Source organism: Streptomyces turgidiscabies Car8, from assembly GCF_000331005.1.
Lineage (GTDB): Bacteria > Actinomycetota > Actinomycetes > Streptomycetales > Streptomycetaceae > Streptomyces > Streptomyces turgidiscabies.
This window is the reverse complement of record NZ_AEJB01000272.1, coordinates 46,716-70,470: the sequence shown is the minus strand read 5'-3', so window position 1 is coordinate 70,470 and position 23,755 is coordinate 46,716. Positions and strand designations below refer to the sequence as shown.

General features: G+C 70.0%; 45 protein-coding genes and 1 pseudogene. 40 read left to right on the top strand and 6 right to left on the bottom strand.

The genetic code is table 11. The annotated features are described in order from the left end of the window. The 14 genes and pseudogenes from STRTUCAR8_RS49835 to STRTUCAR8_RS17925 all read left to right on the top strand — a co-directional run. Positions 1-385 (top strand): sodium:solute symporter family transporter (locus tag STRTUCAR8_RS49835; RefSeq protein WP_422125685.1); only part of this gene is annotated, 385 nt, incomplete at its 5' end. An 84-nt stretch (positions 386-469) separates the two neighbouring features. Continuing rightward, positions 470-949, top strand: a complete 480-nt coding sequence (locus STRTUCAR8_RS17985; RefSeq protein WP_006377159.1) for a hypothetical protein — start codon at positions 470-472, stop codon at positions 947-949. After that, positions 946-1,179 carry a hypothetical protein gene (locus STRTUCAR8_RS17980; RefSeq protein WP_044472388.1) on the top strand — a complete coding sequence of 78 codons (234 nt, stop codon included), beginning with the start codon at positions 946-948 and terminating at the stop codon, positions 1,177-1,179. The genes STRTUCAR8_RS17985 and STRTUCAR8_RS17980 overlap by 4 nt, the downstream gene beginning before the upstream one ends. Next, a complete protein-coding gene (locus STRTUCAR8_RS17975; RefSeq protein WP_006377226.1) occupies positions 1,167-1,517 on the top strand; it encodes a hypothetical protein in 351 nt (116 codons plus the stop codon). The genes STRTUCAR8_RS17980 and STRTUCAR8_RS17975 overlap by 13 nt, the downstream gene beginning before the upstream one ends. Further along, positions 1,514-2,065, top strand: coding sequence for a RusA family crossover junction endodeoxyribonuclease (locus STRTUCAR8_RS17970; protein WP_006377178.1), 552 nt, complete (start codon positions 1,514-1,516; stop codon positions 2,063-2,065). Before STRTUCAR8_RS17975 ends, STRTUCAR8_RS17970 begins: the two co-directional genes overlap by 4 nt. Next, complete coding sequence (locus STRTUCAR8_RS17965) at positions 2,062-2,484, top strand: hypothetical protein (RefSeq protein WP_006377144.1); 423 nt, start codon at positions 2,062-2,064, stop codon at positions 2,482-2,484. Before STRTUCAR8_RS17970 ends, STRTUCAR8_RS17965 begins: the two co-directional genes overlap by 4 nt. Then, a complete protein-coding gene (locus tag STRTUCAR8_RS54250; RefSeq protein WP_006377152.1) occupies positions 2,481-3,383 on the top strand; it encodes a hypothetical protein in 903 nt (300 codons plus the stop codon). Before STRTUCAR8_RS17965 ends, STRTUCAR8_RS54250 begins: the two co-directional genes overlap by 4 nt. Next, a pseudogene (locus STRTUCAR8_RS54245) lies at positions 3,380-3,649 on the top strand (WhiB family transcriptional regulator); the annotation flags it as partial. The gene STRTUCAR8_RS54250 and the pseudogene STRTUCAR8_RS54245, both read left to right, overlap by 4 nt. Positions 3,650-4,160: 511 nt before the next feature. After that, positions 4,161-4,850 (top strand): VWA domain-containing protein, encoded by a 690-nt coding sequence (locus STRTUCAR8_RS17950; protein ID WP_006377185.1) that lies wholly within the window; start codon positions 4,161-4,163, stop codon positions 4,848-4,850. Continuing rightward, entirely contained in the window at positions 4,847-5,146 is a 300-nt protein-coding gene (locus STRTUCAR8_RS17945) for a hypothetical protein (RefSeq protein WP_006377208.1), read from the top strand. Before STRTUCAR8_RS17950 ends, STRTUCAR8_RS17945 begins: the two co-directional genes overlap by 4 nt. A 28-nt stretch (positions 5,147-5,174) precedes the next feature. Then, positions 5,175-5,792, top strand: a complete 618-nt coding sequence (locus STRTUCAR8_RS17940; RefSeq protein WP_006377246.1) for a vWA domain-containing protein — start codon at positions 5,175-5,177, stop codon at positions 5,790-5,792. A gap of 125 nt (positions 5,793-5,917) precedes the next feature. Continuing rightward, a complete protein-coding gene (locus STRTUCAR8_RS17935; protein ID WP_006377217.1) occupies positions 5,918-6,112 on the top strand; it encodes a helix-turn-helix domain-containing protein in 195 nt (64 codons plus the stop codon). Beyond that, on the top strand, positions 6,112-6,546 hold the full coding sequence (locus STRTUCAR8_RS17930; RefSeq protein ID WP_006377166.1) for a hypothetical protein: 435 nt from the start codon (positions 6,112-6,114) through the stop codon (positions 6,544-6,546). The genes STRTUCAR8_RS17935 and STRTUCAR8_RS17930 overlap by 1 nt, the downstream gene beginning before the upstream one ends. Continuing rightward, positions 6,546-6,917 (top strand): hypothetical protein, encoded by a 372-nt coding sequence (locus STRTUCAR8_RS17925; RefSeq protein WP_006377161.1) that lies wholly within the window; start codon positions 6,546-6,548, stop codon positions 6,915-6,917. Before STRTUCAR8_RS17930 ends, STRTUCAR8_RS17925 begins: the two co-directional genes overlap by 1 nt. Positions 6,918-6,979: 62 nt before the next feature. On the opposite strand, the gene STRTUCAR8_RS17920 is transcribed toward STRTUCAR8_RS17925, so the two are convergent. Continuing rightward, entirely contained in the window at positions 6,980-7,309 is a 330-nt protein-coding gene (locus tag STRTUCAR8_RS17920; RefSeq protein WP_006377147.1) for a type II toxin-antitoxin system prevent-host-death family antitoxin, read from the bottom strand. A 147-nt stretch (positions 7,310-7,456) separates the two neighbouring features. Here STRTUCAR8_RS17920 and STRTUCAR8_RS48310 point away from each other — a divergent pair, with 147 nt between their 5' ends. The 20 genes from STRTUCAR8_RS48310 (at position 7,457) to STRTUCAR8_RS52565 (ending at position 18,137) form a co-directional block, all read left to right on the top strand. Next, a complete protein-coding gene (locus STRTUCAR8_RS48310) occupies positions 7,457-8,662 on the top strand; it encodes an HNH endonuclease (RefSeq protein WP_006377244.1) in 1,206 nt (401 codons plus the stop codon). Then, complete coding sequence (locus STRTUCAR8_RS17905) at positions 8,659-8,901, top strand: hypothetical protein (protein ID WP_006377198.1); 243 nt, start codon at positions 8,659-8,661, stop codon at positions 8,899-8,901. Before STRTUCAR8_RS48310 ends, STRTUCAR8_RS17905 begins: the two co-directional genes overlap by 4 nt. Then, the gene (locus STRTUCAR8_RS17900) at positions 8,901-10,214 is read left to right on the top strand and encodes a DnaB-like helicase N-terminal domain-containing protein (RefSeq protein ID WP_006377212.1); all 1,314 of its coding nucleotides are present in this window, start codon (positions 8,901-8,903) and stop codon (positions 10,212-10,214) included. The genes STRTUCAR8_RS17905 and STRTUCAR8_RS17900 overlap by 1 nt, the downstream gene beginning before the upstream one ends. Next, positions 10,211-10,501 carry a hypothetical protein gene (locus tag STRTUCAR8_RS17895; protein ID WP_006377231.1) on the top strand — a complete coding sequence of 97 codons (291 nt, stop codon included), beginning with the start codon at positions 10,211-10,213 and terminating at the stop codon, positions 10,499-10,501. The genes STRTUCAR8_RS17900 and STRTUCAR8_RS17895 overlap by 4 nt, the downstream gene beginning before the upstream one ends. 50 nt (positions 10,502-10,551) lie before the next feature. Next, positions 10,552-11,310: a hypothetical protein gene (locus STRTUCAR8_RS17890; RefSeq protein ID WP_006377224.1), complete on the top strand. Its 759-nt coding sequence runs from the start codon at positions 10,552-10,554 to the stop codon at positions 11,308-11,310. An 80-nt stretch (positions 11,311-11,390) separates the two neighbouring features. Continuing rightward, on the top strand, positions 11,391-11,606 hold the full coding sequence (locus STRTUCAR8_RS17885; RefSeq protein ID WP_006377164.1) for a hypothetical protein: 216 nt from the start codon (positions 11,391-11,393) through the stop codon (positions 11,604-11,606). Positions 11,607-11,717: 111 nt separating this feature from the next. Continuing rightward, positions 11,718-11,996 carry an FDXHR family putative zinc-binding protein gene (locus STRTUCAR8_RS17880; RefSeq protein WP_006377241.1) on the top strand — a complete coding sequence of 93 codons (279 nt, stop codon included), beginning with the start codon at positions 11,718-11,720 and terminating at the stop codon, positions 11,994-11,996. A 69-nt stretch (positions 11,997-12,065) separates the two neighbouring features. Next, positions 12,066-12,596, top strand: a complete 531-nt coding sequence (locus tag STRTUCAR8_RS17875; RefSeq protein WP_006377243.1) for a VUT family protein — start codon at positions 12,066-12,068, stop codon at positions 12,594-12,596. A 37-nt stretch (positions 12,597-12,633) separates the two neighbouring features. Beyond that, positions 12,634-13,200, top strand: coding sequence for a hypothetical protein (locus STRTUCAR8_RS17870; RefSeq protein WP_044472397.1), 567 nt, complete (start codon positions 12,634-12,636; stop codon positions 13,198-13,200). 40 nt (positions 13,201-13,240) lie between these two features. Then, on the top strand, positions 13,241-13,951 hold the full coding sequence (locus STRTUCAR8_RS17865) for a hypothetical protein (RefSeq protein ID WP_006377155.1): 711 nt from the start codon (positions 13,241-13,243) through the stop codon (positions 13,949-13,951). Positions 13,952-13,984: 33 nt separating this feature from the next. Beyond that, the gene (locus STRTUCAR8_RS17860; RefSeq protein WP_006377181.1) at positions 13,985-14,512 is read left to right on the top strand and encodes a hypothetical protein; all 528 of its coding nucleotides are present in this window, start codon (positions 13,985-13,987) and stop codon (positions 14,510-14,512) included. 75 nt (positions 14,513-14,587) lie between these two features. Next, entirely contained in the window at positions 14,588-15,571 is a 984-nt protein-coding gene (locus STRTUCAR8_RS17855) for a hypothetical protein (protein WP_158697416.1), read from the top strand. After that, positions 15,568-15,837, top strand: coding sequence for a hypothetical protein (locus STRTUCAR8_RS17850; protein ID WP_006377205.1), 270 nt, complete (start codon positions 15,568-15,570; stop codon positions 15,835-15,837). The genes STRTUCAR8_RS17855 and STRTUCAR8_RS17850 overlap by 4 nt, the downstream gene beginning before the upstream one ends. Next, positions 15,834-16,037 (top strand): hypothetical protein, encoded by a 204-nt coding sequence (locus STRTUCAR8_RS17845; protein ID WP_006377191.1) that lies wholly within the window; start codon positions 15,834-15,836, stop codon positions 16,035-16,037. Before STRTUCAR8_RS17850 ends, STRTUCAR8_RS17845 begins: the two co-directional genes overlap by 4 nt. Next, the gene (locus tag STRTUCAR8_RS17840; protein ID WP_006377156.1) at positions 16,034-16,213 is read left to right on the top strand and encodes a hypothetical protein; all 180 of its coding nucleotides are present in this window, start codon (positions 16,034-16,036) and stop codon (positions 16,211-16,213) included. The genes STRTUCAR8_RS17845 and STRTUCAR8_RS17840 overlap by 4 nt, the downstream gene beginning before the upstream one ends. Then, entirely contained in the window at positions 16,210-16,500 is a 291-nt protein-coding gene (locus STRTUCAR8_RS17835; RefSeq protein WP_006377162.1) for a hypothetical protein, read from the top strand. The genes STRTUCAR8_RS17840 and STRTUCAR8_RS17835 overlap by 4 nt, the downstream gene beginning before the upstream one ends. Beyond that, a complete protein-coding gene (locus tag STRTUCAR8_RS17830) occupies positions 16,497-17,033 on the top strand; it encodes a hypothetical protein (RefSeq protein ID WP_006377167.1) in 537 nt (178 codons plus the stop codon). The genes STRTUCAR8_RS17835 and STRTUCAR8_RS17830 overlap by 4 nt, the downstream gene beginning before the upstream one ends. Next, complete coding sequence (locus STRTUCAR8_RS17825) at positions 17,030-17,689, top strand: hypothetical protein (RefSeq protein WP_006377145.1); 660 nt, start codon at positions 17,030-17,032, stop codon at positions 17,687-17,689. Before STRTUCAR8_RS17830 ends, STRTUCAR8_RS17825 begins: the two co-directional genes overlap by 4 nt. Further along, positions 17,686-17,994: a hypothetical protein gene (locus tag STRTUCAR8_RS17820; RefSeq protein ID WP_006377247.1), complete on the top strand. Its 309-nt coding sequence runs from the start codon at positions 17,686-17,688 to the stop codon at positions 17,992-17,994. The genes STRTUCAR8_RS17825 and STRTUCAR8_RS17820 overlap by 4 nt, the downstream gene beginning before the upstream one ends. A 2-nt stretch (positions 17,995-17,996) precedes the next feature. Beyond that, complete coding sequence (locus tag STRTUCAR8_RS52565; protein ID WP_158697415.1) at positions 17,997-18,137, top strand: hypothetical protein; 141 nt, start codon at positions 17,997-17,999, stop codon at positions 18,135-18,137. 642 nt (positions 18,138-18,779) lie between these two features. On the opposite strand, the gene STRTUCAR8_RS52560 is transcribed toward STRTUCAR8_RS52565, so the two are convergent. The 5 genes from STRTUCAR8_RS52560 to STRTUCAR8_RS17800 form a co-directional block, all read right to left on the bottom strand. After that, the gene (locus STRTUCAR8_RS52560; protein WP_006377204.1) at positions 18,780-18,932 is read right to left on the bottom strand and encodes a hypothetical protein; all 153 of its coding nucleotides are present in this window, start codon (positions 18,930-18,932) and stop codon (positions 18,780-18,782) included. 74 nt (positions 18,933-19,006) lie between these two features. Next, the gene (locus STRTUCAR8_RS48305; RefSeq protein ID WP_006377160.1) at positions 19,007-19,387 is read right to left on the bottom strand and encodes a DUF6221 family protein; all 381 of its coding nucleotides are present in this window, start codon (positions 19,385-19,387) and stop codon (positions 19,007-19,009) included. Continuing rightward, entirely contained in the window at positions 19,384-19,659 is a 276-nt protein-coding gene (locus STRTUCAR8_RS17810) for a hypothetical protein (protein ID WP_006377199.1), read from the bottom strand. The genes STRTUCAR8_RS48305 and STRTUCAR8_RS17810 overlap by 4 nt, the downstream gene beginning before the upstream one ends. A 59-nt stretch (positions 19,660-19,718) precedes the next feature. Continuing rightward, on the bottom strand, positions 19,719-21,017 hold the full coding sequence (locus STRTUCAR8_RS17805) for a helix-turn-helix domain-containing protein (protein ID WP_006377174.1): 1,299 nt from the start codon (positions 21,015-21,017) through the stop codon (positions 19,719-19,721). Positions 21,018-21,180: 163 nt separating this feature from the next. Next, on the bottom strand, positions 21,181-21,417 hold the full coding sequence (locus tag STRTUCAR8_RS17800) for a hypothetical protein (RefSeq protein WP_006377165.1): 237 nt from the start codon (positions 21,415-21,417) through the stop codon (positions 21,181-21,183). Positions 21,418-21,659: 242 nt separating this feature from the next. On the opposite strand from STRTUCAR8_RS17800, the gene STRTUCAR8_RS52555 reads away from it, so the two are divergent. The 6 genes from STRTUCAR8_RS52555 (at position 21,660) to STRTUCAR8_RS48300 (ending at position 23,754) form a co-directional block, all read left to right on the top strand. Then, entirely contained in the window at positions 21,660-21,830 is a 171-nt protein-coding gene (locus STRTUCAR8_RS52555; protein WP_006377176.1) for a hypothetical protein, read from the top strand. Further along, a complete protein-coding gene (locus STRTUCAR8_RS17795; protein WP_006377188.1) occupies positions 21,827-22,069 on the top strand; it encodes a hypothetical protein in 243 nt (80 codons plus the stop codon). Before STRTUCAR8_RS52555 ends, STRTUCAR8_RS17795 begins: the two co-directional genes overlap by 4 nt. Further along, positions 22,066-22,320 carry a hypothetical protein gene (locus STRTUCAR8_RS17790; RefSeq protein WP_006377238.1) on the top strand — a complete coding sequence of 85 codons (255 nt, stop codon included), beginning with the start codon at positions 22,066-22,068 and terminating at the stop codon, positions 22,318-22,320. The genes STRTUCAR8_RS17795 and STRTUCAR8_RS17790 overlap by 4 nt, the downstream gene beginning before the upstream one ends. Before the next feature lie 97 nt (positions 22,321-22,417). Then, positions 22,418-22,558 carry a hypothetical protein gene (locus STRTUCAR8_RS52550; protein ID WP_158697414.1) on the top strand — a complete coding sequence of 47 codons (141 nt, stop codon included), beginning with the start codon at positions 22,418-22,420 and terminating at the stop codon, positions 22,556-22,558. Beyond that, positions 22,558-22,761, top strand: a complete 204-nt coding sequence (locus STRTUCAR8_RS17785) for a hypothetical protein (RefSeq protein ID WP_006377201.1) — start codon at positions 22,558-22,560, stop codon at positions 22,759-22,761. The genes STRTUCAR8_RS52550 and STRTUCAR8_RS17785 overlap by 1 nt, the downstream gene beginning before the upstream one ends. A 90-nt stretch (positions 22,762-22,851) precedes the next feature. Next, positions 22,852-23,754, top strand: coding sequence for a GIY-YIG nuclease family protein (locus STRTUCAR8_RS48300; protein WP_006377189.1), 903 nt, complete (start codon positions 22,852-22,854; stop codon positions 23,752-23,754). Position 23,755: the final 1 nt, after the last annotated feature.

Genomic DNA, 23,755 nt, shown 5'->3' with positions numbered 1-23,755 from the left:
GTTCGCGCATGGCAAGCGCCCCCGCACGGAAACCGGAGAGGTGCGGGCACTGCGCGTGGCCGCCGTCAGCGTCTGCGCGGTGGGCCTGTCGCTGGCCGCTGTCATCCACCGATATCCGATTGAATTCCTGGCCGCCTTCTCGATCAGTGTTTCGGCTTCGTGCGTCTTCCCTACATTGATCTACTCCTTCTTTTGGAGTCGCTTCAACCGTCGAGGACTCCCGTGGTCCGTTTGGGGGGGACTACTGCTCTGCACCGTACTCACGGTCTTCTCGCCCATCGTCTCGGGAACCACGTTCGCCCTGTGGCCGCAGGCGAGTTTTGACTGGTACCCGTACCAGAATCCAGGTCTGATTTCCGTTCGTGCAGCGTTCGCCCTGGGTTGATCGGGCAGCATCACCTCTTCTCGAGAATCCCAAGTCGACAGCCCCGGCCAAGCACACCACAAGCCACGACGAGGGAGAACCACCATGTGGCCCTTCACCACCCGCCGCGAACGGCAACTTCAGGCAGAGCTGGACGCGGTCAAGGCTGACCGTGAGCGCATCCGGGGCGAGCGCACCCAGTTCGCCAAGGACCGCGACACCGCCCGCTTCAACCGGGAGCAGATCCTCCGCCAGCTCGCCGAAGCCGACGCTACGAACCGGCGCGTCCACGACCGCAACCTCGAACTCGGCCGCCGTATCAGCGAGCTCACCGAGTCGGACCCCGAGTACGCGGCGCAGCTCGAAAGCCAGGTGGCCGAACTCCAGCAGCGCCTCGACGACGCGGCCCGTGAGGCCGCTGACGGCGAGTGGAGGGGTAGGGCCCGGCGGGCGGAGAAGCGCGCCGACCACCTCCAGAAGGAGCTGGACAACGCGCTCGGCATGCCGCCCGGCGGGGTCCTGAGCAGCGCGTCGTGGCAGCCCGCCAACCAGCTCCCGAAGCAGGACAAGGCGGTCTCATCATGACCGACCGCATGCAGGCCGGTGTGGCCGTCCTGTCCGCCGTGTTCGTCGGCGCTGTCCTGCTGGTTCGCTGGGCACTCACCCCGGTCCGTGACGCCGGCCCGCCCGACGTCGACCACGACACGGTCGTCACGCCCATCGACGACGTGATGGGCCTGTGGGAGCGGGAGCAGGAGCCCGTCTACAGGATCGCCCTGGAGCGGGCGCAGGGAGGCCGGACATGGACGCCGTGAGCCCCCTCACCGCCTGCGGGCTCATCGCCGCAGTCCTATTCCTGGTGGCCGTGTTCTTCGCGTTCGCCCTGTGCCGGGCCGCGGGCAGGCCCGCCCCCGCCAGGCAGCCGCAGCCTCCGCGGGCGTGGGACTTCACCACGGAGGACTGGGTCGACCTCCCCGCCGGCGCCAAGCCGGGCCCCGGCCAGATGACCCCGCAGCAGATCGAGGACGCCGACGACCTGGACCTGCTGTACCTGTCTCGCCCCTTCGACCCGGCGACGGACCCGCAGTGGGCTGCCGGACGGGAGCGGCTCTACGACGCCGCCCGCGACCACCAGAAGGGGGACCAGGCGTGACCGCCATCCTGCTCGGCTGCGACATCCCGGCCGCCATCATCTGCGCCGACGTCGCAACAGGCGTGGCTGAGCCCGCCATCACCATCACCGTCCACGGCCTGCCCGCACCGCAAGGATCGAAGCGACACGTCGGCCGCGGAATCATGGTCGAGTCGTCGGCCAAGGTGAAGCCGTGGCGGACGGACGTCAAGCACGCCGCCCTCGCCATCGTCGAAGCCCTGCCCGACTGGACTGTCCTCGACGGGCCGCTCGCCGTCGCGATGACGTTCACCTTCGACCGACCCAAGGGGCACTACCGCACCGGCCGCAACGCCCACCTCCTGCGCGAGACGGCCCCGACTCGGCCGGCCGGGATGCCGGACCTGTCGAAGCTCGTCCGATCCACGGAGGATGCGCTGACCGGGGTCGTCTGGAAGGACGACGCGCGGGTCGTCGAGTACGTGCGGCTCGGGAAGTGGTACGCGGAGACCGACGCCGACGACGTGCTGTCGGTGCCCGGGTGCGTCATCCACGTGTGGCCGCTCGACGAGGCGGTGAACACGCGATGACCCCCGACCAGGCCATCTGGGTCCGCGAGAACGTGTGGCCGCCCATCTGGCTGCGGAAGCACACGGAACTGAAGGAACCATTCCTGCACTGCGCCTGCCAGCGCCCGCCCTCCCTGCCCTGCCAGGCCGGCCGCCACGGGGCATGCCTGCTCGGCGAGTTCCCCGTCAACGAGACCGTCATCCAGAACAGTCGCCTGTTCCCGGCGACGTTCCCCGAGCCGTACGCCCATCGGACGCCGGAGGACCGGCACACCTTCCGGCTGATGCACGGTCGCAACGTCCTGGCCTGGGTGTGGCTGTCCGGGAAGCCGTGCCGTCAGCGGTGCACGTGCGGCTGCCACCGGAAGGCGCCCGAGGTGTCGACCACCGTCGTGGCCGAGGCGGTCCAGCTCGACCTGTTCGCGGGGGTGGCTGGATGAGCGCCGCCCGCGGCCCGTACAAGCGGCAGCCCCACCCGATGGAGCCGCAGATCCGGGTACTCCTCGCCGAGGGCCTCAACAACAGCCGCATCGCCGAGCAGTTGAACGCCCCACCGAAGGTCGTCGCCCGCGTCCGCAAAGAGACCGGGATCGGACCGGCCCCGCGGTCGACGTACCGGCGCCCGCCGCACCCCAAGACGCGGGAGATCCTCGAACTCCTGGCGGACGGCCACAGCGACCGGGAGATCCGGCGACGCACCGGCGCAGGAATCCAGTCCATCTCCGCCATGCGCAAGGCCGGCCGGTTCGGCAAGGCGACCATCAAGCCCAAGCCGCGCACCCACCCGCGCGACACGGAGATCCGGGCACTGCTCGCCGAGCACAGCAGCAGTGCCATCGCACGCATGCTGGGTGTCGACCGGGCGGCCGTACGCCGCATCCGTGGCGAGGCCGGCATCCCGTACGTCCCGGCCGAGCAGGCCCGCACCCTGGAAGAGAAGTGGGCCAGCCACACCCGGCCTGCCGACGGCGGCCACGTGGAGTGGACCGGCGAACGCCAGTCGACCAGCGGCAGCCCGACCATGCGCTACAAGGAGGCCAGCTACAGTCCGGCCGCCGTCGCCTTCCGTATCAAGCACGGCCGCGACGCGGTGGGCTACACCATCGCCGACTGCGGGCTGAAGCACTGCGTTGCCCCCGACCATGTCGTCGACGAGGCGGGCCGCATCCGGATCAGGGAGCAGCTGCGGTACGTGATGGGCGGCCAGGTGCGGAAGCCGTTCTGCCGCCACGGCCACGACCAGGCCGAGCACGGCCGGTACGAGACGGACGGCACGGCGTACTGCGAGGCATGCAAGGTCGAGCAGAAGCGCGCCGAACGTCAGGCGGTGGCCTCGTGAGCGGCTACACGGGGCAGGTCCCCGACGCTGAGCCCGCCGCCGACTGGCGCAAGTCGGCCGCCTGCCGCACGGAAGATCCAGACCTGTTCTTCCCGCTGGGCAGCACCGGCATCTGGCTGGCCGTCATCGAGGAGGCCAAGGCCGTCTGCCGTCGCTGTCCGGTGGAAGGTCAGTGCCTCCAATGGGCGCTGGAGACCGGGCAGGACGCGGGCGTATGGGGTGGCCTGTCCGAGGACGAACGGCGCCGCCTGAAGCGCCACGCGGCAGCACGTGAGATCAACGTCGACGACTTCACCGGCACCGCCCCGACCCGCGCGCCGGTCGCGGGCCGCACCTTCAAGCAGGTGTGGGCGGACTGCACCCAGGAGCACGGCGAGCACCTGTTGTGGACGGGCCCGAAGACGGTCCACTTCACGGGCGTGGCGGCCACCTCGAACCGGCTCGCCTTCTATCTCGACCGCGGCCACTGGCCCGAGGGCGATGTGAAGCGAACGTGCGAGTTGCGCGGGTGTGTGCGGCCGGCGCATGTCGCGGACCGTACGGAGCGGGCCGAGGAAGCCGACCTGAAGGTGTCGGCGCGAGGGGCCGCCGCTTCACGACCGGCCTCATCTTCGGCGCCGCCTTCTACGCCATCGCCTGGGCGGCGGGCGCGAGCCCTTTGTGGTCGACGGTCGTCGGCCTCGCGGCTGCGGCCCTCGCCGTAGCCCTCACCTGACCTGACCAGCGAGCGCCCGCCGATCCGACCTCGGCGGGCGCCCTGACCGAAAGGAAAGCACCATGACCATCGACTTCACCAAGATCGAGCACCAGGCCCCCGGCCTCGTCTCCCTCGCCAAGACTGCCGCCGTCTCCCTGGAGAAGAACGGTCTCGACGGGCAGCGCGCCGCCGTCCAGCTCGTCCTCGACCACTCCGGCAGCATGGCCCCCTACTACGGCAACGGCGCCGTCCAGCGCCTCGCCAGCCAGGCGTTGGGCCTGTCCGTGAACCTCGACGACGACGGCGCCGTGCCGCTCATCTTCTTCGGCTCGTACGTCGAGCAGTACGACGACATCCGCCTCGACAACTATGCGGGGCTCGTCGACACCACCCACCCGCGCGTCCACTGGGGCAGCACGGACTACGTCGCCGCCATGCACGCGGCGATCGCCGAGTACCAGAAGTCCGGCGCCACCGACCCCGGCTTGGTGATTTTCCAGACGGACGGTGAACCCAACAGCCGGAAGGCCGTCGAACGTGCCCTGCGCGAGGCGTCCAAGCTGCCGATTTTCTGGGCGTTCGTCGGGTTCGGCGGGCGTGTCGAGTTCCTGGAGAGGCTCGACGACCTGACCGGCCGCGCGGTCGACAACGCGAGCTTCTTCCACGCCGCGAACCCGCACGCCGTCACCGACGGCCAGCTGTACGACGGCATCACCGGCGAGTTCGCCGGATGGCTGGGCGCCGCCCGCGCTGCCGGAATTCTCGCGTGAGGCGCGCCCTGGCCGCCCTCGGAGCGGCGGCCCTCGCCCTCACCGCGCTCGCCGGCTGCGGCAGTGACCACGAGCAAGGCCCGGCCGGGCAGGTCGTCGCGAAGGACAAGGACCGCGACTGCCACACCACCACGACCGGCTCCGGCAAGAAGCGGCGCACGCACCAGTCCTGCGACACGGAGTACGAGCTGACCACCCGCGACAAGCAGGGCGGCGACCACGAGTTCGAGGTGCCGTCGTACGTGTACGACAACTGCCGCCGCGGGTCCGCGTATCCGGGCTGCATCGACCGCTGAGCCACCCGAAACCATCCAGGAGAACTCCGTGACCAACCCAGACCTGCGCCACATCGCCGTCATCCTCGACCGCTCCGGCAGCATGCAGGCCGTCAAGACCGACACCGAGGGCGGACTTGCCGCGTTCCTCGAAGCCCAGACCGAGGCGCCCGGCCAGACCACCGTCAGCCTCTACCAGTTCGACGACCAGTACGAGGCCGTGTACGAGCGCAAGCCCCTCGCCGACGTCCCCGCGTTCAAGCTCCGGCCGCGCGGGGCGACCGCCCTCCTCGATGCGGTCGGCCGCACCATCACCGCGGTCGGCGAACACCTCGACGGCACCGAAGAGGCTGACCGGCCGGGAGAGGTCATCGTCGTCATCCTCACCGACGGCCACGAGAACGCCTCCCACGAGTACACGAAGACTGCGGTGAAGAAGCTCATTACCCGCCAGCAGGACGAGTACGGCTGGAAGTTCGTGTTCCTCGGCGCCGACCAGGACGCCTTCGAGGCGGCCGGAGGGATCGGAATCCGTGCGGCGACGACCCTCTCGTACTCCGGCCGCAAGACCGAGGCGTCCATGACGAGCGCGGGCCACATGGTCGCGCGCGGTACGGCGTCCGGGCTGTACGCGTTCAGCGACGACGAGCGCGACGACAGCGCCTGAGACCACCTGACGGGCGGCTCCGGCATCCCCCCTGCCGCGACCGCCACCCGGGCCCGGGTCTCGCGCTACCTCCCCCTCGGTGCGAGACCCGGGTCCGGCCCACCACCAGCCAGAAAGGCAACACCGTGACCACCTACCTCAAGGGCGAAGCCCGCACCGCCGCCGCACAACAAGCCGCCGCCCTGTACGCGCAGGGCGCCACGATCCGCTCCGTCGCACAGCAGATGGGGCGCTCGTACGGGGGCGCGAGGGCGCTCCTCCTGCTGGCGAAAGTCACGCTGCGCGGACGTGGTGGCGGCATCCCGAAGGCGGGTGCCTGATGGAACGCGACCAGCTCGCCCGCCTCACCATGGACGCCCTCTCCTTCGCCCTCCTCAAAGACACAGACCGGACCGCCGACGCCCTCGACGAGATCGGCACCAGCGGCGACCCGTTCGACATGTACTCGGCCTGCTGCGGCTTCGCCGAGATCGCCAAGCGCGCCATGGTCAAGGTGCTCGGCGACAAACCGAACCTCGCCGCGGGCGACATGTGGATGATCGAGGAGCTGAAGCCCGGCGGCCTGGACGCCGACCCGGCGAAGACGTTCGCCGTCCGCTTCCTTATCGCCTACGCCAACGACGACAAGGACATGACCCCGGCCCTCTTCCGGGCGGCGCTGGAAGCCGGGCCCGACCTGTTCACCGAGTCGGTGTGCGCGCTCCTGGGTGATGCGGCGGACCTGCACCGGCTGTCGCAGAGGAGCGCCGGCTGATGGCCCGCTACTTCCACGGCGGCATCCCCGGCCTCAAGCCCGGCGCCCTCATCCTGCCGCCCGACACCACCGGCACCGACCGCACCGTGTCGCAGTGGGTCACCGCCGCCGACAACGCCCCGCACGCGCAACGCCGCGACGTCGTGTACGTGACGGCCGGCCGCGACGTGGGCCGCTCGTACGCGGCGTTCTACCCCGACGGCGCCCTCTACGAGGTCAAGCCCGACGGGGAGCTGGAACCCGATCCGGACTGTGCGACGCCCGGCCTGTCCTGGTCGTGCGCGTCGGCGCGGGTCGTGACGGTCGTCGACCCGGTCGTCCTGTTCCGGGACCGCACACCGCAGCGGTGGCTGCGGCTCATGAACCGCTGAACCACAGCCGAGCAGCACGACGCCCCGCACGGACGGTGCGGGGCAGGGAGGAGAGAAGGGTGTCAGGACTCGGCGATGGTGCGGGCGGCGTTGACGTCGCGCTCTGCGGACTCCAGCGCCTCGTAGACGATGCGCGCGCGTTGCAGCAGGGCCGGCCGCTCCTCGGGCGAGACCTCTACGGGCAGCGAGGCCATGCCGCGCAGCCGCTCGATGAACGCCCGGTCGGCGAGGGCTTGTTCGTAGAAGGGGTGACTGACGATCACCGCCGCTTCCTTGCCCCGGTTGACCAGGATCGTCGGCTCGTCGGCGTAGCGGGCGCGCGAGATCACCTCGCCGAGGACGTTCCGCGCCTCGGCGATCTTCGCCCTGTGCTCGGTGCGGGTGGTCGCCATATCGACAGAGTAGCGGATTCGCTACATCCCACAACACCGCGAGTTCGCTTTCTTAGCTATGATGGTCAAGTCAGGCAAGATCCCGACCCGCCCTGAAAGGGGCGCTATCCCGACATGCCCTGACCAGCACGAACTTAAGGAACCTGAATGCCACGCATCCGCACCGTCAAGCCGGAGTTTTGGGAAGACGAGGTCGTCGGACTCCTGCCCCGGGATGCGCGCCTCCTCTTCATCTCGACCTTCAACATGGCCGACGACGAGGGGCTGCTGCGCTGGACACCTGCGTACATCAAGGCTCAGACCTTCATGTACGACGACGACCTGAACCTGAAGGACGTCGAGACCCTCATGGGCATGCTCGCGGAGGCCGGTCTCGTCTTCCCGTTCATCGGCGGCGTCGCCCGCCAGCAGATGGCCGTGGTCGTCAACTTCCGCAAGCACCAGCGGATCAACCGGCCGCAGAAGAGCAAGCTCCCGCCGCCCTCTCTCCAGAACTACAGAGTGCGCGAGATGTACGCCCGCCGGGACGGCTGGGTCTGCCAGCTGTGCGGACTGGACATCCCGCGCCTGCCCGTGGTGAACGACGCGCACAACCTGTCGATCGACCACATCACGCCGCAGGCGGCCGGCGGCTCCGACCACCCGTCCAACCTCCGGGCCACACACCAGGCATGCAACAAGAGCCGCCGCGACTCGCCGGACGGTGAGGAGTTCTTCCCGCCCCGGAGCCTCGCCGGAATCGACGAGTCCGTGAGCGACGCACTGAGCCGTTCAGTGAACAGTCACCAATCCGTGATGAACGATTCACTGAATGATTCAGTGAAGGAATCTGACGCTCCGTGGATTTCAGGGCCCTCTACGGCTACCGACGGCGACATTTATTCACTGAACCATTCACTGACGGAAGGGAAGGGAAGGGAAGGGAAGGGAAGGGAAGAGGACCCCCCCTACCCCCCCGGTGATCGGTCAGCCGAACCCGCCGTCACGCAGACGGGCGAGAGGCACATCCCCGACCGCATGACCGACGCCTTCCTCGACCGCTACCGCACCGGCAACGCCTACAACCGGCGCCAGGTACGCAAGGTCATCGCCGACACCCTCGCCAACGGCACCGACTCCAACGAGCTATGGCGAGCCCTCGAACGACTCGGCTCCCTCTCGAAGCCCGTTAGCCCCGGCACCCTCCAGTTCGCCTTCTCCGAGATCCGCCAGCCAGTCGACAACGTCGTGCAGATGCGCGGCTCCACCGCAGACCAGCGAGTCGCGGCTGGACTCGCCCTCGCTGCGAAGTTCCGCGAGGAAGAACGGCGGGCCCTGGACGCCGGACCCAACGCCAGCCAGGAGCCCGCGTGACCCTCGCCGAAACCGCCGAACTCCTCGCCATCGCCGCCGGAATCGACCGACGCACCATCGGCGAATCCGACGTCCGCGCCTGGCAGATGGTCCTCGACGACATCCCCCTCACGGCCGCCCGCGACGCACTACGCGCCCACTACCGCGAGACCACCAAGTTCGTCATGCCCGCCGACATCGTCCGCCGCGCCAAGCCCAAGACCAGCTACGAGTACTACGCCGAGAAAGGCATCTTCTAGTGACCGACCAGTACGAGGAACCCGGACCATTCGGACGCACGCCCCCCAAGGACGTCGCCGCCGAACAGTCCGCCCTCGGCGCCTGCATCATGTCCAAGCGGGCATGCGCCGAAGTCCTCGCCGCCGTCGCCGAGGAAGCCTTCTGGGAACCCCAACACCGCACGATCTACCGGGCCATCGCCAGCATGTTCCTCGCCGGCCAGCCCATCGACCAGATCGTCCTCGGCAAATACCTCGCCGACCGCGGCGAACTCGCCAAGGTCGGCGGCCAGCCCTACCTGTTCGAACTCGTCCAAACCGTACCCACCGCCGCCAACGGCGAGTACTACGCCGACATCGTCCAGGACCGCGGCCTACGCCGCGCGCTCATCGAACTCGGCACCCGCCTCGTCCAGATGGGCTACAGCCCCGACGGCGAAACCAGCGAACTCATCGAACGCGCCGTCGCCATGAGCCGCGAACTCCGCGACCGCACCGCCGACGAAGACGACATGCCCACCGAGGACATCCTCGACTTCGTCCAGCACGAAGACACCTACGACTGGATCGTCCCCGGCCTCCTCGAACGCATGGACCGCCTCATCCTCACTGCGGGCGAAGGCGGCGGGAAGTCCGTCCTGCTGCGGCAGATCGCCATCACCCTCGCCGCAGGCATCCACCCGTTCGAAACCTGGAAGACCATCGACCCGATCAAGGTCCTCACCCTCGACTGCGAGAACGGCGAATCTGCCTCCCGCCGCAAATACCGGCCCCTGCTCGCCGCCGCCGAAAGCCTTGACCAGCCCATCCGCCGCGGCCAGTTCCACATCCGCTGCCGACCCGAAGGCCTCGACCTCACCCGCCCGCAAGACCGGTCTTGGGTGATGCGCCGCGTCGAAGACTTCAAACCCGACCTGCTGATCATCGGCCCGATCTACCGGCTCCACGCAGGCGACCCCAACAGCGAAGAGCACGCCCGCAAAGTCTCCGTCGTCCTCGACGAAGCCCGCGCCACCGCAGGCTGCGCCGTCTTCATGGAAGCCCACGCACCCCACCACAACGGCTTCGGACAACACCGCACCCTGCGCCCCGTCGGCTCCTCCCTGTGGATGCGCTGGCCCGAATTCGGCTTCGGCCTACGCCCCGTCGAAGACGAGAAATCCGCCGAAGACGGCGACGGCGCCCGCGGCCGGCGCTTCCTGCCCTGGCGCGGAATGCGCGACGAACGCAACTGGCCCCGCTTCCTCAAGCAGGGCGAGAAATGGCCGTGGATCTCCTACCGCCCCATCGACGCCGACCTCTCCGGCAACTCCGAGACAGGAGCCATCTGGTGACCGACCACAACCCGCTCTACGCAGACGCCTGCGAGAACTGCCCCACCTACGACGTCTTCCCCGAATCCGCGCTCCGCGACGGAGCCGAAGGGTTCATCGCCGCCTACCGCTGCCCCAACTGCCGGGCCACCTGGACGTGCGGATGGCAGACCGTCCCCGGACGCGCCATCCCGCCCGAGCCGACCGCGAACCAGAACCTGTTCGACCGGAACCTCACCGCCCAGCTCCACGAGCAAGCCGCCATCGCCCGCGCCCGCAAGCACCTCAGCCGACCCGCGCAGGACTAGACCACCGCCCACGCCCACCCCACCGGACCCGACGCACGAAAGGCCACCCGATGACCCGCTGGTACGTAGGCCAGCCCACCAAACACGGAGGCGTCCACCCGCCCCGCGCCACCATCAACTGGGCCGGCGAAGCCTCATCCGCCATGCGCCGCCAGCAACGGCGCATCGACGACAAGCAGATCCTCGCCGACTACGTCCAGCTCGCCCCCGGCGTCCTCGTCGTCTGGGAACGAGCACCCCACCGCGTCGTCTCCGTCGACGAACGGCCCGACGACCTGTGGGGCGACAAGCACGAGATGCGGTTCGCCGACGAGGTCACGCTGTGGGAGCGCTGGAAGCGCGGCGACAAACCGGAGCGCGCCACCTGGCGTGAACGGCCCTTCGCCATCCAGCTCGTACCCGTCGCCGACCCCAAGGCCGATCCGGTCCACCTCATCGCACCCGGCGGCCACTCCTGGGACGTCCTGCCCGAGCACTACTCGGTGTGCGTCGCCTGCGGTGAACTCCCGCCCTGCCGCCACCAGGAAGCCGAACGGGAAGCCGACCGGATCGCGGCCCGCAACGAGGCGCTCATGGACATCCCGGCCGGGCACTGCCTGGGCTGCGGCGAGTACGTCACCCACAGGCAGGACGCGCACCGCTTCCCCGGCCCGAACCTGTGGCGGCCCGACCTCCCCGAAAACTCCGCCGTATTCCACGCCCGGCAGGAGTGCGCCGGCGAAGTCGAGCGATACCGGCGCCAGTGGGAAGCCCGCGGCAACACCGAACCGCAGCCCAGCCTGTTCGCCGACGACGACACCCCCGCCTGACCTCGGCGATCAACACCGCGCGGATCCCGCCAACCACCCGGCACGCGGGCCACCCCAACCAGGACAACAGAGGACGAACCGTGAACGCCCGCTTTGACCCCCTATTCGCAATTCACGCCAGCCCCGAAGCCATTGAGCTGGCCATTCGTGAAGCCGACGCCACCAGCCGCCGCTACGCCGACAAGGCCAGTGCCCTGCGCGGACTCCTCGATGTCCGCCACGGCCAGATCGCCGCCGGGGAGTGGCCGCCGAAGACGGACCAGGCCGCCACCCGAGGGGGACCGGTCGGTACCTGAACCGCGCCCGCCGCACCTGACCGCCGTACAGCCCCCCGACCCGGCAACGGGTCGCACTCACACTCCCGATCGCTCCTGACCAATTCCCTTCACGCAAGAAACGGCAATCCCATGGCACACCCCACCCCCGGATGCGACGGCATCCCGAAGAACGCGATCGTCCACGGCGCCTGCGGCCAGTGGTGGACCGGCAACGAACGCTCACACGCCTCGTGCTGTCACCGGACATTCAGCTCCCTGTCCGCCTTCGACAAGCACCGCAAGGGCGGCACCTGCAACAGCCCCGACACCGTCGGCCTCGTCTCCCGCCAGAAGCCCTACGGACTCCTGTGGGGCTGGCCTGCACCTGAGGGCGGCATGGCCGCCGCGTATCGGGTCGACGGCAGCTGACCGCACAGGACCGCACCCCACCCCAACCGCCAGCCCGGCCAACCAGGCCAAAACAGGACAGGACGGAACATGACCACCCGCCGCATCACGGCGATCACCGCCTTCATCCTCTGCATCACCGCCGCGAACTGGCTCACCACCCACTACGGCCTCGCCTCCATGGGCTTCGGCCTCACCGCCACCGCAGGCACCTACGCCGCCGGCGCCGCCCTCCTCCTCCGCGACGTCGTGCAAGACGTGTGCGGCTGGCGGTGGGTCCTCGCCGGAATCGCGGCCGGCGCAGCCCTCACCGCGGTCACGTCGCCCGCCCTCGCTGTCGCGTCCACCGTGGCGTTCCTCCTCGCGGAACTCCTCGACATGGCCGTGTACACGCCGCTACGAGACCGCGGGTGGGCGCGGGCGGCGCTGCTCTCGGGGCTTGTCGGCGCGATCGTCGACACGTATGCGTTCCTCGCCCTCGCCGGATTCCCCGTCACCGTGCAGTCGGTCGGCGGCCAGCTGGTCGGCAAGGTGCTGTGGGCCACGGCCCTGCCAGTCTTCCTCGTCCTGACCGTCCGGCAGGTGCGCCGTGCTGTACCTCGGCACTCCCTCGGGGCCTGACGTGCGGGCCGCAATGAGCGCCGGGCTCATCGGCTGCATGACGACCCCGGCGCAAGGCAACGTCATCCCGGACGGCGCCGAGTACGCGTGCGACAACGGCAAGTTCGGCAAGGGCTGGCCCGGCGCAGACGCCTGGTTCGACTGGCTGACGCGCACGGTGGACCGTTACGGCGCCGACCGCTGCCTGTGGGCTGTCGCACCGGACGTGCCGTTCGACGCTGCGGGCACGCTCGCCGAGTCCCTGCCGTGGCTGGCCCGCATCCGCGAACTGGGTATCCCGGCCGCGTTCGCCGCGCAGGACGGATGCGACCTCCTCGGCCTGCCGTGGGGCGACTTCGACGTCCTGTTCATCGCCGGGTCCACCGAGTGGAAGACCGGGCCCGTCGCCGAACGCCTGGCCCGAGAAGCGAAGGAACGCGGCAAGGGCGTCCACATGGGCCGCGTGAACTCCCGCCAACGGCTGCGGACCGCCGAGTGGTTCGGATGCGACAGCGCGGACGGCACCTATCTGGCGTTCGGCCCGGAGAAGAACCTAGCCCGTCTCGCTGGCTGGCTCGACGAACTCGGCCGAACGCCAAGCCTCTTCGGCAACCCGGCCGCATGACCACCCGCGCCCTAACCCGCCACCCCGAAGGAGAAACCCGATGAGCCAGCCCGAACCGCTCACCGAACAGCAGCTCGCCCACTGGAAGCGCCGCGCCCTCCAAGCCGAAGCCGCCGTCGGCCTCGCCCTCTGGATGCGACCGCTCACCCCCGGCGGTCGACGCCAGGTCACCGGAGAGCCGGAGTCCGCCGAGCAACTGTGCGACCGGCTGCGCCAGAACATCGCCGCCACGTATCCCCACCTGATCGTCCGCCACGAGCACCAGAAGATCGAGGTGTTCGAGCTCGCCGACGGCTGCGGGTGCGACCCGAACGCCGACGACTACGAGGACGAGCACAGCGAGAGCAGCGACGAAGGTGACGACCTCTGCGTGAAGCGGCGCCTCGGCTTCATCTGCGACTCCTGCGAGAACGAGGACGGCGACGGTCCCGCCTGGAAGCCCTACGCCGTCGAGTGGCCGTGCCCGCCCATCGCAGCCCTCGACCCGGCCTCGACCGAAACAGCCGCCCCTGCGCCCTCAGTCGCCCCGCTGGCCGCCTCGCAGCCCTCGGAGGCGGCCGGGGAAGGAGAGACCGGCGAGAGGGCGACAGCGGGGCGCGTGGGGGACTCCGGGACCGACACCGCCACGGACCCCGGCTGGTGCACGTTCGGCGAAGACGACGCCCCCGGCTCCGGCTGCATCCTCCCCGCCGGACACCAGCCACCCAACCGGCACATCGTCACACCCGGCGACACCGACGACGACCTCTGACCCATCCGGCTACCGACGACACAGGAGCAGCACATGACCGACCTCGGCCCCGCCTCGCAGAGGCTTCTGCGAGAGATCGCCAAGTACGACAAGGGCACCGGCGTCCAATTCCAGTACGTCGGACGCGGACGCTTCTCGCACCCGAACACCCTCGCCGCCTACAACCAGGGCACGTTCCGCCCGCTGTACCGGCACGGCCTGGTCGACGACGGCGGCGACGACTCCGCGCCGGTGCGCGTCACCGAGGCCGGCCGCGCGCTGGTCGTCCAGATGGAGGCGCAGGCCGCGGAGCAGCAGGCCGCGAAGAAGGCCCGGGCGAAGCCGTCCGCCGATGGGCCGACAGCGCTGCGTCTACTGCGAGAGATCGCCAAGCAGGAGAAGCCGGCGCCGATCTACAACGGCGGCGGCCGACGCGTGTGGAGCCTCGGCCGCGACGGGCGGCGTGCGTCGATCGACACGTGGATGGCGCTCCAGAAGGCCGGCCTGATCGACATCAAGTCACAGTTCGCCGGCGGACAACGGGTGTCCGCGACCGACGCCGGACGCAAGCGCATCGCATGACCACCCACGCAGTACCGGCCGCCGTTGCCCTACAACGGCGGCCGGCCCACCCATCATCCCGACCCGGAGGACCCGATGACCACCCACCCGACACCCGACCGACTGCGCGCCCTTCACCTCCTCGAAGCCGCCGACTTCCTGCGCGACGCCCACTTCCGTGACGGCCTCACCGTGCAGGAGATCGGGACCGCGCTCCGGCATATGGCTGATGAGGCGGATCCGATGGTGGGCAGTCTCGCCCGTGAGGGGTTCGGCCTGGACGAGATTGCCGCCATGCCTGTTGTGCCGCCGGTGGCCGCTGACCGGGCCGGACTGCGGGAGCGGATCGCCGAGGCGCTGTACCGGCACGAGTGGCCGCACAAGCAGATCTGGCAGCAGGCGCTGGCGATGGACCGGGAGACGTTCCTGGCCCAGGCCGACGCCGTGCTGGCCGCCCTGTTCGGCCCGATCCCCGCCGGTACCGACACCGCGACCTGGACGGCGATCCGGGCGATCCAGCTCATGAACGAGGCGGGACGAAACGCGGCCGTGCTGCCGCCTGCCGCCGACCGGGCCGCCGTACTCCGCGAAGCCGCCGACATCGCCCAGTCCCTACGCCAGTTCGAGCCCGCGACGGGGGCCCGGAAGCCCGCGCAGGTGTCGGAGAACGTCGGCATCCTCCGCGTCGCCGACGAACTGCGCCGCCTGGCCGACGAGGCGCAGGACGAGCAGCAGGCGCAGCAAGGCGGGGCAGAGACGCGCGACGCTCTCATGGCCGCCCACGTAGCGCTCGCCGAGCAGGCCGTCACCGACACGCTGATGGGGCAGTCTCTGGCAGACACCGCCGGCCTCGTCAAGATCCTCACCGACCTCGACCGCTGCCGCCACGGCCGCCACGAAGGCGACCCCTGCGGTCCAGCCGACGACTGCAACGGCACCTCCGCAGGCAACCCATGGCTGAGGCCCGGCATGGTCATCGGCCACGGCCTGCGCGGCGACCAGATCGTCATGCCCGACCGCGACCACAAGCACGACCCCAAGGCGTGGCGTGTACAGACGGACGGCGGTGAGCAGCGATGACCACGGCCGCCGACGAACTCGCTGCCGCCGCACGTACCCTGCGCCCCTCCTCGCAGACCGTCGCAGCCCACACCGTCGCAGTACACCTGCACCCGGCCGTCGTCGAAGCGCTCGGCGAACTCCTCGACGCCACAGCCGAATGGGCCCGCGAATACCCGGAGATGGCCCACGACCACGACCGCCCGGCCTGCGACGACTACGCCTGCGACGTCATGGGGCGCGCCATCGGTCTGGCCCGAACCATCAACGGAGGCGAGCAGCAGTGACCACCCGTACCCCACTCCCGCCCCTCCCCGACCTGGCCACGCTCACCCGCACCACCCACCCCGTCCTCGCCGCCCTCACACCCCGCCTCCTCGGACCCCAGCGGAAGGCCGCGCTGTACGACGACTCGCCCTACGTCGCCGACCCCGAACCCAAAGACGGGGACGACGACGGGCCCTGGTGTCGGACGGAGGCGGCGTGAAAGGGCAGCTCACCTTCGACGACTGCATGACCGACTGGCCCGCGGCCGACCGGCAACCACGACAGCGCCCGGCCGGCACCCGCTACCTGCCCCGCATGCAAAACGATCTGTGGGGCCAACGCCTCCCCGGCCGCTGCCGCATCGTCACCATCCCGATCTCCGGGGAGTACCTGTGAACGACCGCATCCCGCTCGACGACATGACCAGCGACCAGCTCGACCAGTTGTACGACGAACTCGACCGTGCCGAGACGGAGAACGCCGAACTCCGCGACGCCCTCGCCCACTGCCACGAACGCGAACCCCGGCGGCGCGCCGAAGCCGCCAACGGACGCGTGCGCGCCCTCACCGCCCGGTGGGTGAAGGCCGGGCCCCCGCCGCTCGGCACGCCCGTATCGCGATGGTGGGACGCCCGCCTGGCCGAGCTGAACACCGCCCTCGACGACCCGAAGGACCAGACGTGACCAAGCCCGACGACGCCCACATTTGCAAGCCCGGCTCCACCGTCTACTACTGCCCAGCCAGCGGCGAGACCGAGTCCGACTGCCACGGCGGCTTCGACCAGTGCTGCGACCAACCGGAAGAACACCGGCCCGTCTCCACCGTTCTGCGCGACCACCTGGCCGCCGCGCTCATCGCCCGCATCAAACAGGCCGTCGTTCCCGCGCCGTTCCAGCCCGGCGGAGCGGTCGGATCGATCTTCGCCGCGACCGAGTTCGACCTCGCCGACACGGCACTCAGTGCGTTCACCGATCACCTCGACATCGGCGCCGCGGAAGCCTGGTGCAAGACCTGTCGCCGCGTCTGGGGCGGCAGGCATCACCAATGCGAGTCGGACGCTGAACAGCGCCTCGTCCGCGTCCGGGCTGCGCTCGCCTCGTTCGACGGGCGCGGCGTCATCACCCCCGGCGGGGGCAGCCTCGACATCCCGACCGCAGGCGAAGTCCTCGACGCCGTCCGTACCGCCCTCACCGAGCCGACGAAGGACACCCCGTGACCGAACGCATCCCCCTCGCCCAGCACACCAAGGCCAGCCTCGACCAGCTGTACGCCGAGGTCGACCGGCTGACCGCTGAACTCGCCGACTACGACGAGCGGACCGAACGCCTCGCCGCCGAACTCCGCCGCTACACCGAAGCCGAGTCCGCGGACGCGGCGGCCGGCTCCTACGCGGGACGAGTTCAGGAACTCGAAGCCGTCCTCGCCTCCGTCCGCCAGCTGCATCAGCCCATCGCGGACGACAGCGGCCCGTCGTACTGCCAGACCTGCACCCAGGAGGGGACCCAGCCGCAGCGCGTCGGCTGGTGGGTGCCTTACCCGTGCCCGACGGTGGCCGCCCTCGACAGCGTGGCCCCCGCGATCGCCCAGCCCGAACCGTGGCTGCGCGTCGACTTCACCAGCCCCGACCCGACCACCGCCAACACGTCGGCGCTCAGCCTCCGCGACCACCTGACCGCCGAGTTCCCCGGCGTCGGCATGCGGATCAGCAGCAACGCCGTCGAGGGCGAGCCCATCCTCCGCGACCCGTGCCCGCTCTGTGAGTCGTCCCCGACGCTCATCCCGCGCCAGCTGATGGATGAGCATGTCGCCACCGTGCACCCGGAAGTCCAGATGCTCGACACCACGCCGAAGAACCGGAGCGAACAACCGTGAACAACCCGAGCCGTTCACCCAGGACCGAAGAAGCCGAACCGAACGACCCGGCAGCGACCGAAGCGACCGACATCGAGACGACGGCCCGCGTCCTCGCCGCCCTCCACCGCAGCGCCGAGGACACCGTCACCCGCGTGATCGGCCTGTACGAGCAGTGGGTGAAAGCCGGGACCCCGGCCCTCGGAACGTCGATGGCCCGCTGGTGGGACCGTCGGCTCGTCGAACTCCACGACGCGATCCAAGGCCCCGCTGAACAACCCGCGCGAACAACCGTGAAGAACCAGCCCACCAGCGAGGAACAGTAGCCGTGACCATCGAGGGCATCGACGAAGACGACGCGTGCACCGGCACCTGCTGTACGGAACCCAGGCGCCGGCCCGGACTCCTCGCCCGCATACGGGCCGTACTGCGCGGTCGGCTGACGCGCCGTCGGGACGTGGCATCCTGACGGTGGCAGTGCGGTCCCCGGGGACCGTCCGATCGGCTGCCAGACGCGCTGGCCCGCGAACCAGTGCAACGCCTTCCGCCCCGCGCCTCCTTGAGGCCGGGGCGGTCGTGCGCCTGGCATCCTGAACGTGCGAGCCCACTGCGGCGAGGGCTCGTCTCCGTGGCGTCCGGCGCCCTCCGGAGTAACCCGCCGCATGGCCCGTCCGTCTGCTCGCAGGAAACTGGGGCACCCGGGATGTTGCCGGTTCAACAGCCGGGCGGGCCGCTGGCGCTCCCCGCGTGGAGCCCAGAGGCGGTGGCCGACTCACCAACGTAGGCGCGACCGCCAGCATCCGAGAGCCCGGCCCGCGTGGTCGGGCTCTCGCGTTGCCCGGAGACGCTGAAGGCCGGGCCCATGCGAGGGAGCCACCCTCAGAGCCCGGCCGTGCGAGGTTTCCCAACCCGTGTCCAGCACGCACAGTCCAGCACGGGCGCCGAGGGCGCGCCAGAAACCCCTACGGGCAGGGACTCCGGGCGTTGTCACAGGGCGGGCGTACGATCGTGGCGCGTCCCCGGTCCGGCTGGCTCGCCTCCTGGACGCGCTGCTACAGCACGACACCCCCGACCGTCACGCTCGGTCGGGGGTGTCGCTGCGTGCGGATACTCAGTCGTCCCAGTCGCCGCCGGGGACACCGGGCAGGCCGAGCGCCTCACGCCGGTTGATCTCCGCGATCACCACGTTGGCGGTCTCCTCATCCATGGTGGCCATGGTGGGCTGCACCTCGGCGTCGGTCTCGTCGATCAGTGGCTCGTCCATCGTGTCTCCTCGGGTTGGGGTTCCATCACAGCGCAAGATCCGTTGGGGTCTCTAACGCCTGACTAACGGTCCGGCTATCCGGCGGCAGCGACCGCCTCCGCGTAGCCCGGCCGGTGGGAGTACCCGAGCGCCATCTCCCGCAGCGTCTGCTGTGCGAAGTGCACGAGGCGCGGGATACCGGACAGCATCTCCTCCTGGCAGCGGATGACCGTGCGTCGGCGCCCGTCGATCTCCCGCAGCACCCGGGCCGGAGACCACTCGGCGATGTGTGGCGCGTCGCGGTCGTCAGGCGTGCAGACCAGTGCACCGGTGGCAGTGCGGACGTTCGTGCAGCATTCGCACGACGCCTGCTCGTCGGCCTTCCATCCGCCGCCGCCATCACACGCCGCCCGCGCGATCCGCTCATCCTCGGCGAACTGGGCGCCGAGCCACTGGGCCAGATCCACGCCGCTCACGTCGTCGCCTCCGTCGCGTTCAGCAGCTCGTCCAGCTCCGGGTTGTCCTCCACCAGCTTCGCCGCGACGTCGTGCCCGGAGGACTGCTCCAGACGCCAGAGGACATCGCGGAGCACGGCCGCCCGGAACGCGTCGATGAGCTGCTCCGCCTCACACAACGACGCACCCACCTTCCCCGCAGCCGTGTCGTACGGCGGAGTGTTCAGGGCGCGCAGGAGCGCGAGACGCGGGTTGTCCGGTGGGGAGTCGGTGGACGGCTGGGTGGTGGTCATGGCGGTACTCCTTCGGGGGGGCGCCCACGACGGTAGCGGGCGCGGAACGGTGGCGCTGGTCAGTACCACTGGAGTGCGGGATGACATCCCGAGCAGCACGACGGGCGGAGTTCGCCGGAGCCGTCGTCGGTGTCCCGCATGCGGGTGATCTCGTCACAGTCCGGGTGACCGCAGTGCGGGTACTTCTCCCAGCCGTCGGGGCGTTCACCCGCATCTGCCTGCTGCCGGATGCGGTCCCAGGCGTCGTTGGGATTCTGGGGCCGGTAGCCGCCGCGCCGGGCGTCAGCTTCGGCCTGCAACTGGCGGCCGACACTGAGGGCCTGGTGCACCCGCTGGTCCGTGACGGAAGGCCTGGAGGCGGGGTCTCCTCCCTGGCCGAGCTGGTCGGCGAGCTGGAGCCAGCCCGCGACGGTGGCATCCGTACCTGTGAGGCCGCCCCACTGCTGCTGCTTGTTCAGCCAGTGCGCCTCGTGCTCGGCGAGGTCCGTCCAGGCGAGGTTCGTCTCCGCCATGTCGGCAGCGATCAGGGCGAGTTCGTCGACGCTCTTCCCGGCGCGCAACCGGGAGCCGGCGGATGTCCGCACCCGGGCGACGGCCTTCGCGGACGGCTCGCTGCCGTTGCTGCTGCGCTTGTAGGCCTCGACCCATGAGGCGGTCACCTGGGCGGCGGGGTCGGGCTCGGGTTGGTGGTGGTCTTCGAAGGAAGGAAGCATCTCTCTCTCGTGAACGGGATCGGGCTCCGGCCGCTGAGCAGGGAGCGGCGAGAGAGAAGTAGGCGGCTCAAAAATAGGAGGATCAAAAGAGGAGGTTCGGGGGTCTTGAAGTCCCCCCGTCCGGGACTCAGAGTCCCCCCGTGCCGGACTTGAAGTCCCCCCGTGGCCGGGCTCCTCCGGCTTGGAGCGAGGGGACTGAGAGTCCCCTCGTGCCGTCTTCGGTCTCGGCACCCCCGCATCCTTCCGCCGCACCTTGGCCGCCGCCTCCGCGATGTCCGGCCGGTCCGCCGGTGTCAGCGGCGGGAGGCCGCGCTTCTGCCGCTCCTCGTTCACTCGCTCCGGGTCGGAGAACCACGAGTACGGGATCATCAGGTCGTACACGACGGGCCGCCGGTCCGCCCGGATGTACTGCGCCGCACCCTGGTCACCGGGCGCGATCAGCTTCCGCTTGACCAGGCGCTGGATCACCCGCTGCACCGTCTTCGGATCGGCGAGGGCCAGTGCCGCGATGGTGTCGCGGGACGGGAAAGCCGTGCAGCCGTCCGCCCCGCCCGCATGCTCGCCGAGGACGACGAGGACCAGGCGCTCCATGCTGTCGGCGACCGGCGCATCCTTCAGCGCCCACAAGATCGGAGCGAGGCTCATCGGGCGCTCACCGCCGAGGCGGCGTAGCCGAGCAGGAATGCTTTGGGTACCCTCATGCGCACAGAGCGCCTTTCCTGTTGGTGCGGTTCTGTAGATCTGCGGGCTGGAACCCGCTGGTCATCCGGCCGGGGTGGTGAGACACCCCGGCCGTTGCGTTGTCCGGCTACTTGGCGGCGGGTGGTTGTTTCGACGGGCCCCTTCCGGCCCATGTGCGCTCGGCCAAGTACTTCTTGACCGGCGCCCATGGCATCGCCCAGGAGTTCCCGATCTTCATCCACTGCTCCTCTGGCACCGGCCAGGCTGGATCGGTATCCGCCATCTTCCGGACGCCTTGGCGCGTCAGGTGGCCGGTGAAGCCGTGCTCGACCGCCAGCCGTGCGATGTCCGTGAAGGTCACCATCTGAGGTTCTGACCTCCCCTCATTGCTCGCCGACATGCCCACAGTTTCCCATAGTAGTTGTCAATGCGCCACTACTCCCGTACTGTCGTCCTTGCACAACACGAAGCCCCGGCAGGTGGTGACAGATCTGCCGGGGCCGCACGAGAACCGGGCCCGGCGGTGACACGCCGGGCCCGGCTAGACCCCGGCGAGCGGTGACACGCCCGCACGGGACGCCCACCCCTGAGCAACCAGGAGTAGACATGCGTGATCGTAGTGGCGCTTTGCCCACTGAGCACAGCCCCGGCGCGCACGACCCGAAGGACTGCCGCCTCTGCGCCACCCTCCGGCACCCCGCGCAAGCGAAGAACCGGCGCGCGCTCACCGCGCACCTCAAGACCAACCCGCTCCCGCGTCAGGCGGCCAGCGCATGAGCGAGCAGCCGAACACCACGCCCGACGACGGCACCCCCGCCAACGACCCCGCCGCCGCACTCCACTGGGCGGCCGTCGCCATCGGACTCGCCGAAGCCCGCGAACAGCAAGGCAACCCGCTCACCGGCGACGAACGCGCCGAGCTCGACCGCTACCAGAACGCGGCCCGCGCCCACGGGATCACCGAGCAGCAGATCCGCGAGCACCTCGCCGAGTACCGGCAGGCGGTCGCCCGATGAACGAGCCGCAGAACACCGAGCCGTGGCCGGATGGCGTGCAGCTGCGCTTCGGAACTCTCCTCGGCGCCACCGTCGACATCCGCCTCCACGGCTACAACGACCACGCAGGCCGCCCCGCCCAAAGCGCCCAAGCCAAATGCACGGGCTGCGGCGACGGACACGGCAACGACCAACTCGGCCGCGTCCGCGACTGGGCCCAAACACACGCCGCCATGTGCCGCGGGCTGCCCCGACCGCAGGTGACGACGTGAGCCGCCCGCCCGGACGCGCCGCAACCCGCGCGATGACCGTCGTCGCCATCCTCGCCACCGGAGCCCTGTTCGCGGCCGTCGTCTGCGGGTGGCGCTGATGAGCGACACCTACGACGACACCGAGACCGAACCCGAAGCCGACGACACGGAAGACCTCACCCCTACGGACGGCGAAGACCCGCAGCCGCCCTACGAACCGCCCATCGGCCACACCTGGGCCAGCTGGACGGACCGCTAATGGCCTGGTTCCGCCGCACCGAACAGTCCACCCGCACATATCCCGCCGCCGGAGCCAGCGTCACCGGCGATGCCAGCCGCTTCCGACGGGCCAAGACCAGCGGCGCACGACAAGCCGGAGCCGAAGCCGAACGGTGGGAGCAGCGAGACCGCGCCCGCGATCGCACAGACGGCGGCTGGCGCATCACCAACTGGCGCGACTGACCCACCCATAAACCGCCGGCCCCCTCGCGCCTCCGTTCCCCCACGGCCGCGAGGGGGTCGGCCTCCGCTCCAGAACAGGACCACACCACCGTGATCACCGCACCCCAGCAGCTGGGACGACTCGACGCCACCCTCGAACGCGTCATCCGCGGCATCGCCCTGGCGTTCCAAGTCGGCGCAGCCGCCGTCTACCTGACCATGTCCCTGCGCCCGTCCGCATGGCGGCAGGTAGCCGACACGACCCCCGCGGGCGGCGCCTGCATGTGGGCGTTCGCCGTCTGCTTTCCGATGGTCTGGGCGGCTGGCCTATGGCTGGAGTACGGGCATTTCTATGACCGGTCAGCCCGGAGCGACTTCCGGAAGCTGGGGCTCATCGGTCATGTCGGCGCCCTGGCCGTTGCCGTCGTCGGCGCATCGGCGAGCTCGTACCGGATTGCTCTGTGGATCGTCATCGGCGCGGTAGCGGTCACGGCGAGCATCACGTGGACGGCGTGGATGCAGACCAGGCTCCTACCCGACGAGGACCAGGCCGTCATCGACGCACTCCTCTCCCGGGAGGCCGCGCAACGCGCCGCCGTCTTCGACGCGAGCCAGCGGGAGCAGCGACGCGAACGGCTCGCTGCGGTCATGGCTGGCCTCGGCTACACCCTGACCGACGCTCCGGCCCAACCCGCCGCGCCGGCCGATGTCCCGGCCGCCAAGTGGACGGTCCCCGCGGGCAAGCACGCCCCGTACGTGTACTTCATCCGCAACGGCAACCGCATGAAGATCGGCACGACGACCGACCTGAGGCGCCGTATCCGCACTCTCGCCCTCCGCGCCGAGAACATCGCGCTCCTCTTCGAAGGCGACCAGCGCCGCGAACGCGAGTTCCACAAGCAGTTCGCCGAGCAGCGCATCGGCACCACCGAATGGTTCGCCTACGAAGGCGACCTTGCCGACTTCGTCCACGAGCGCACCGCCCTCATCGCCGAAGAGGGGAAGTCGAAGTGAC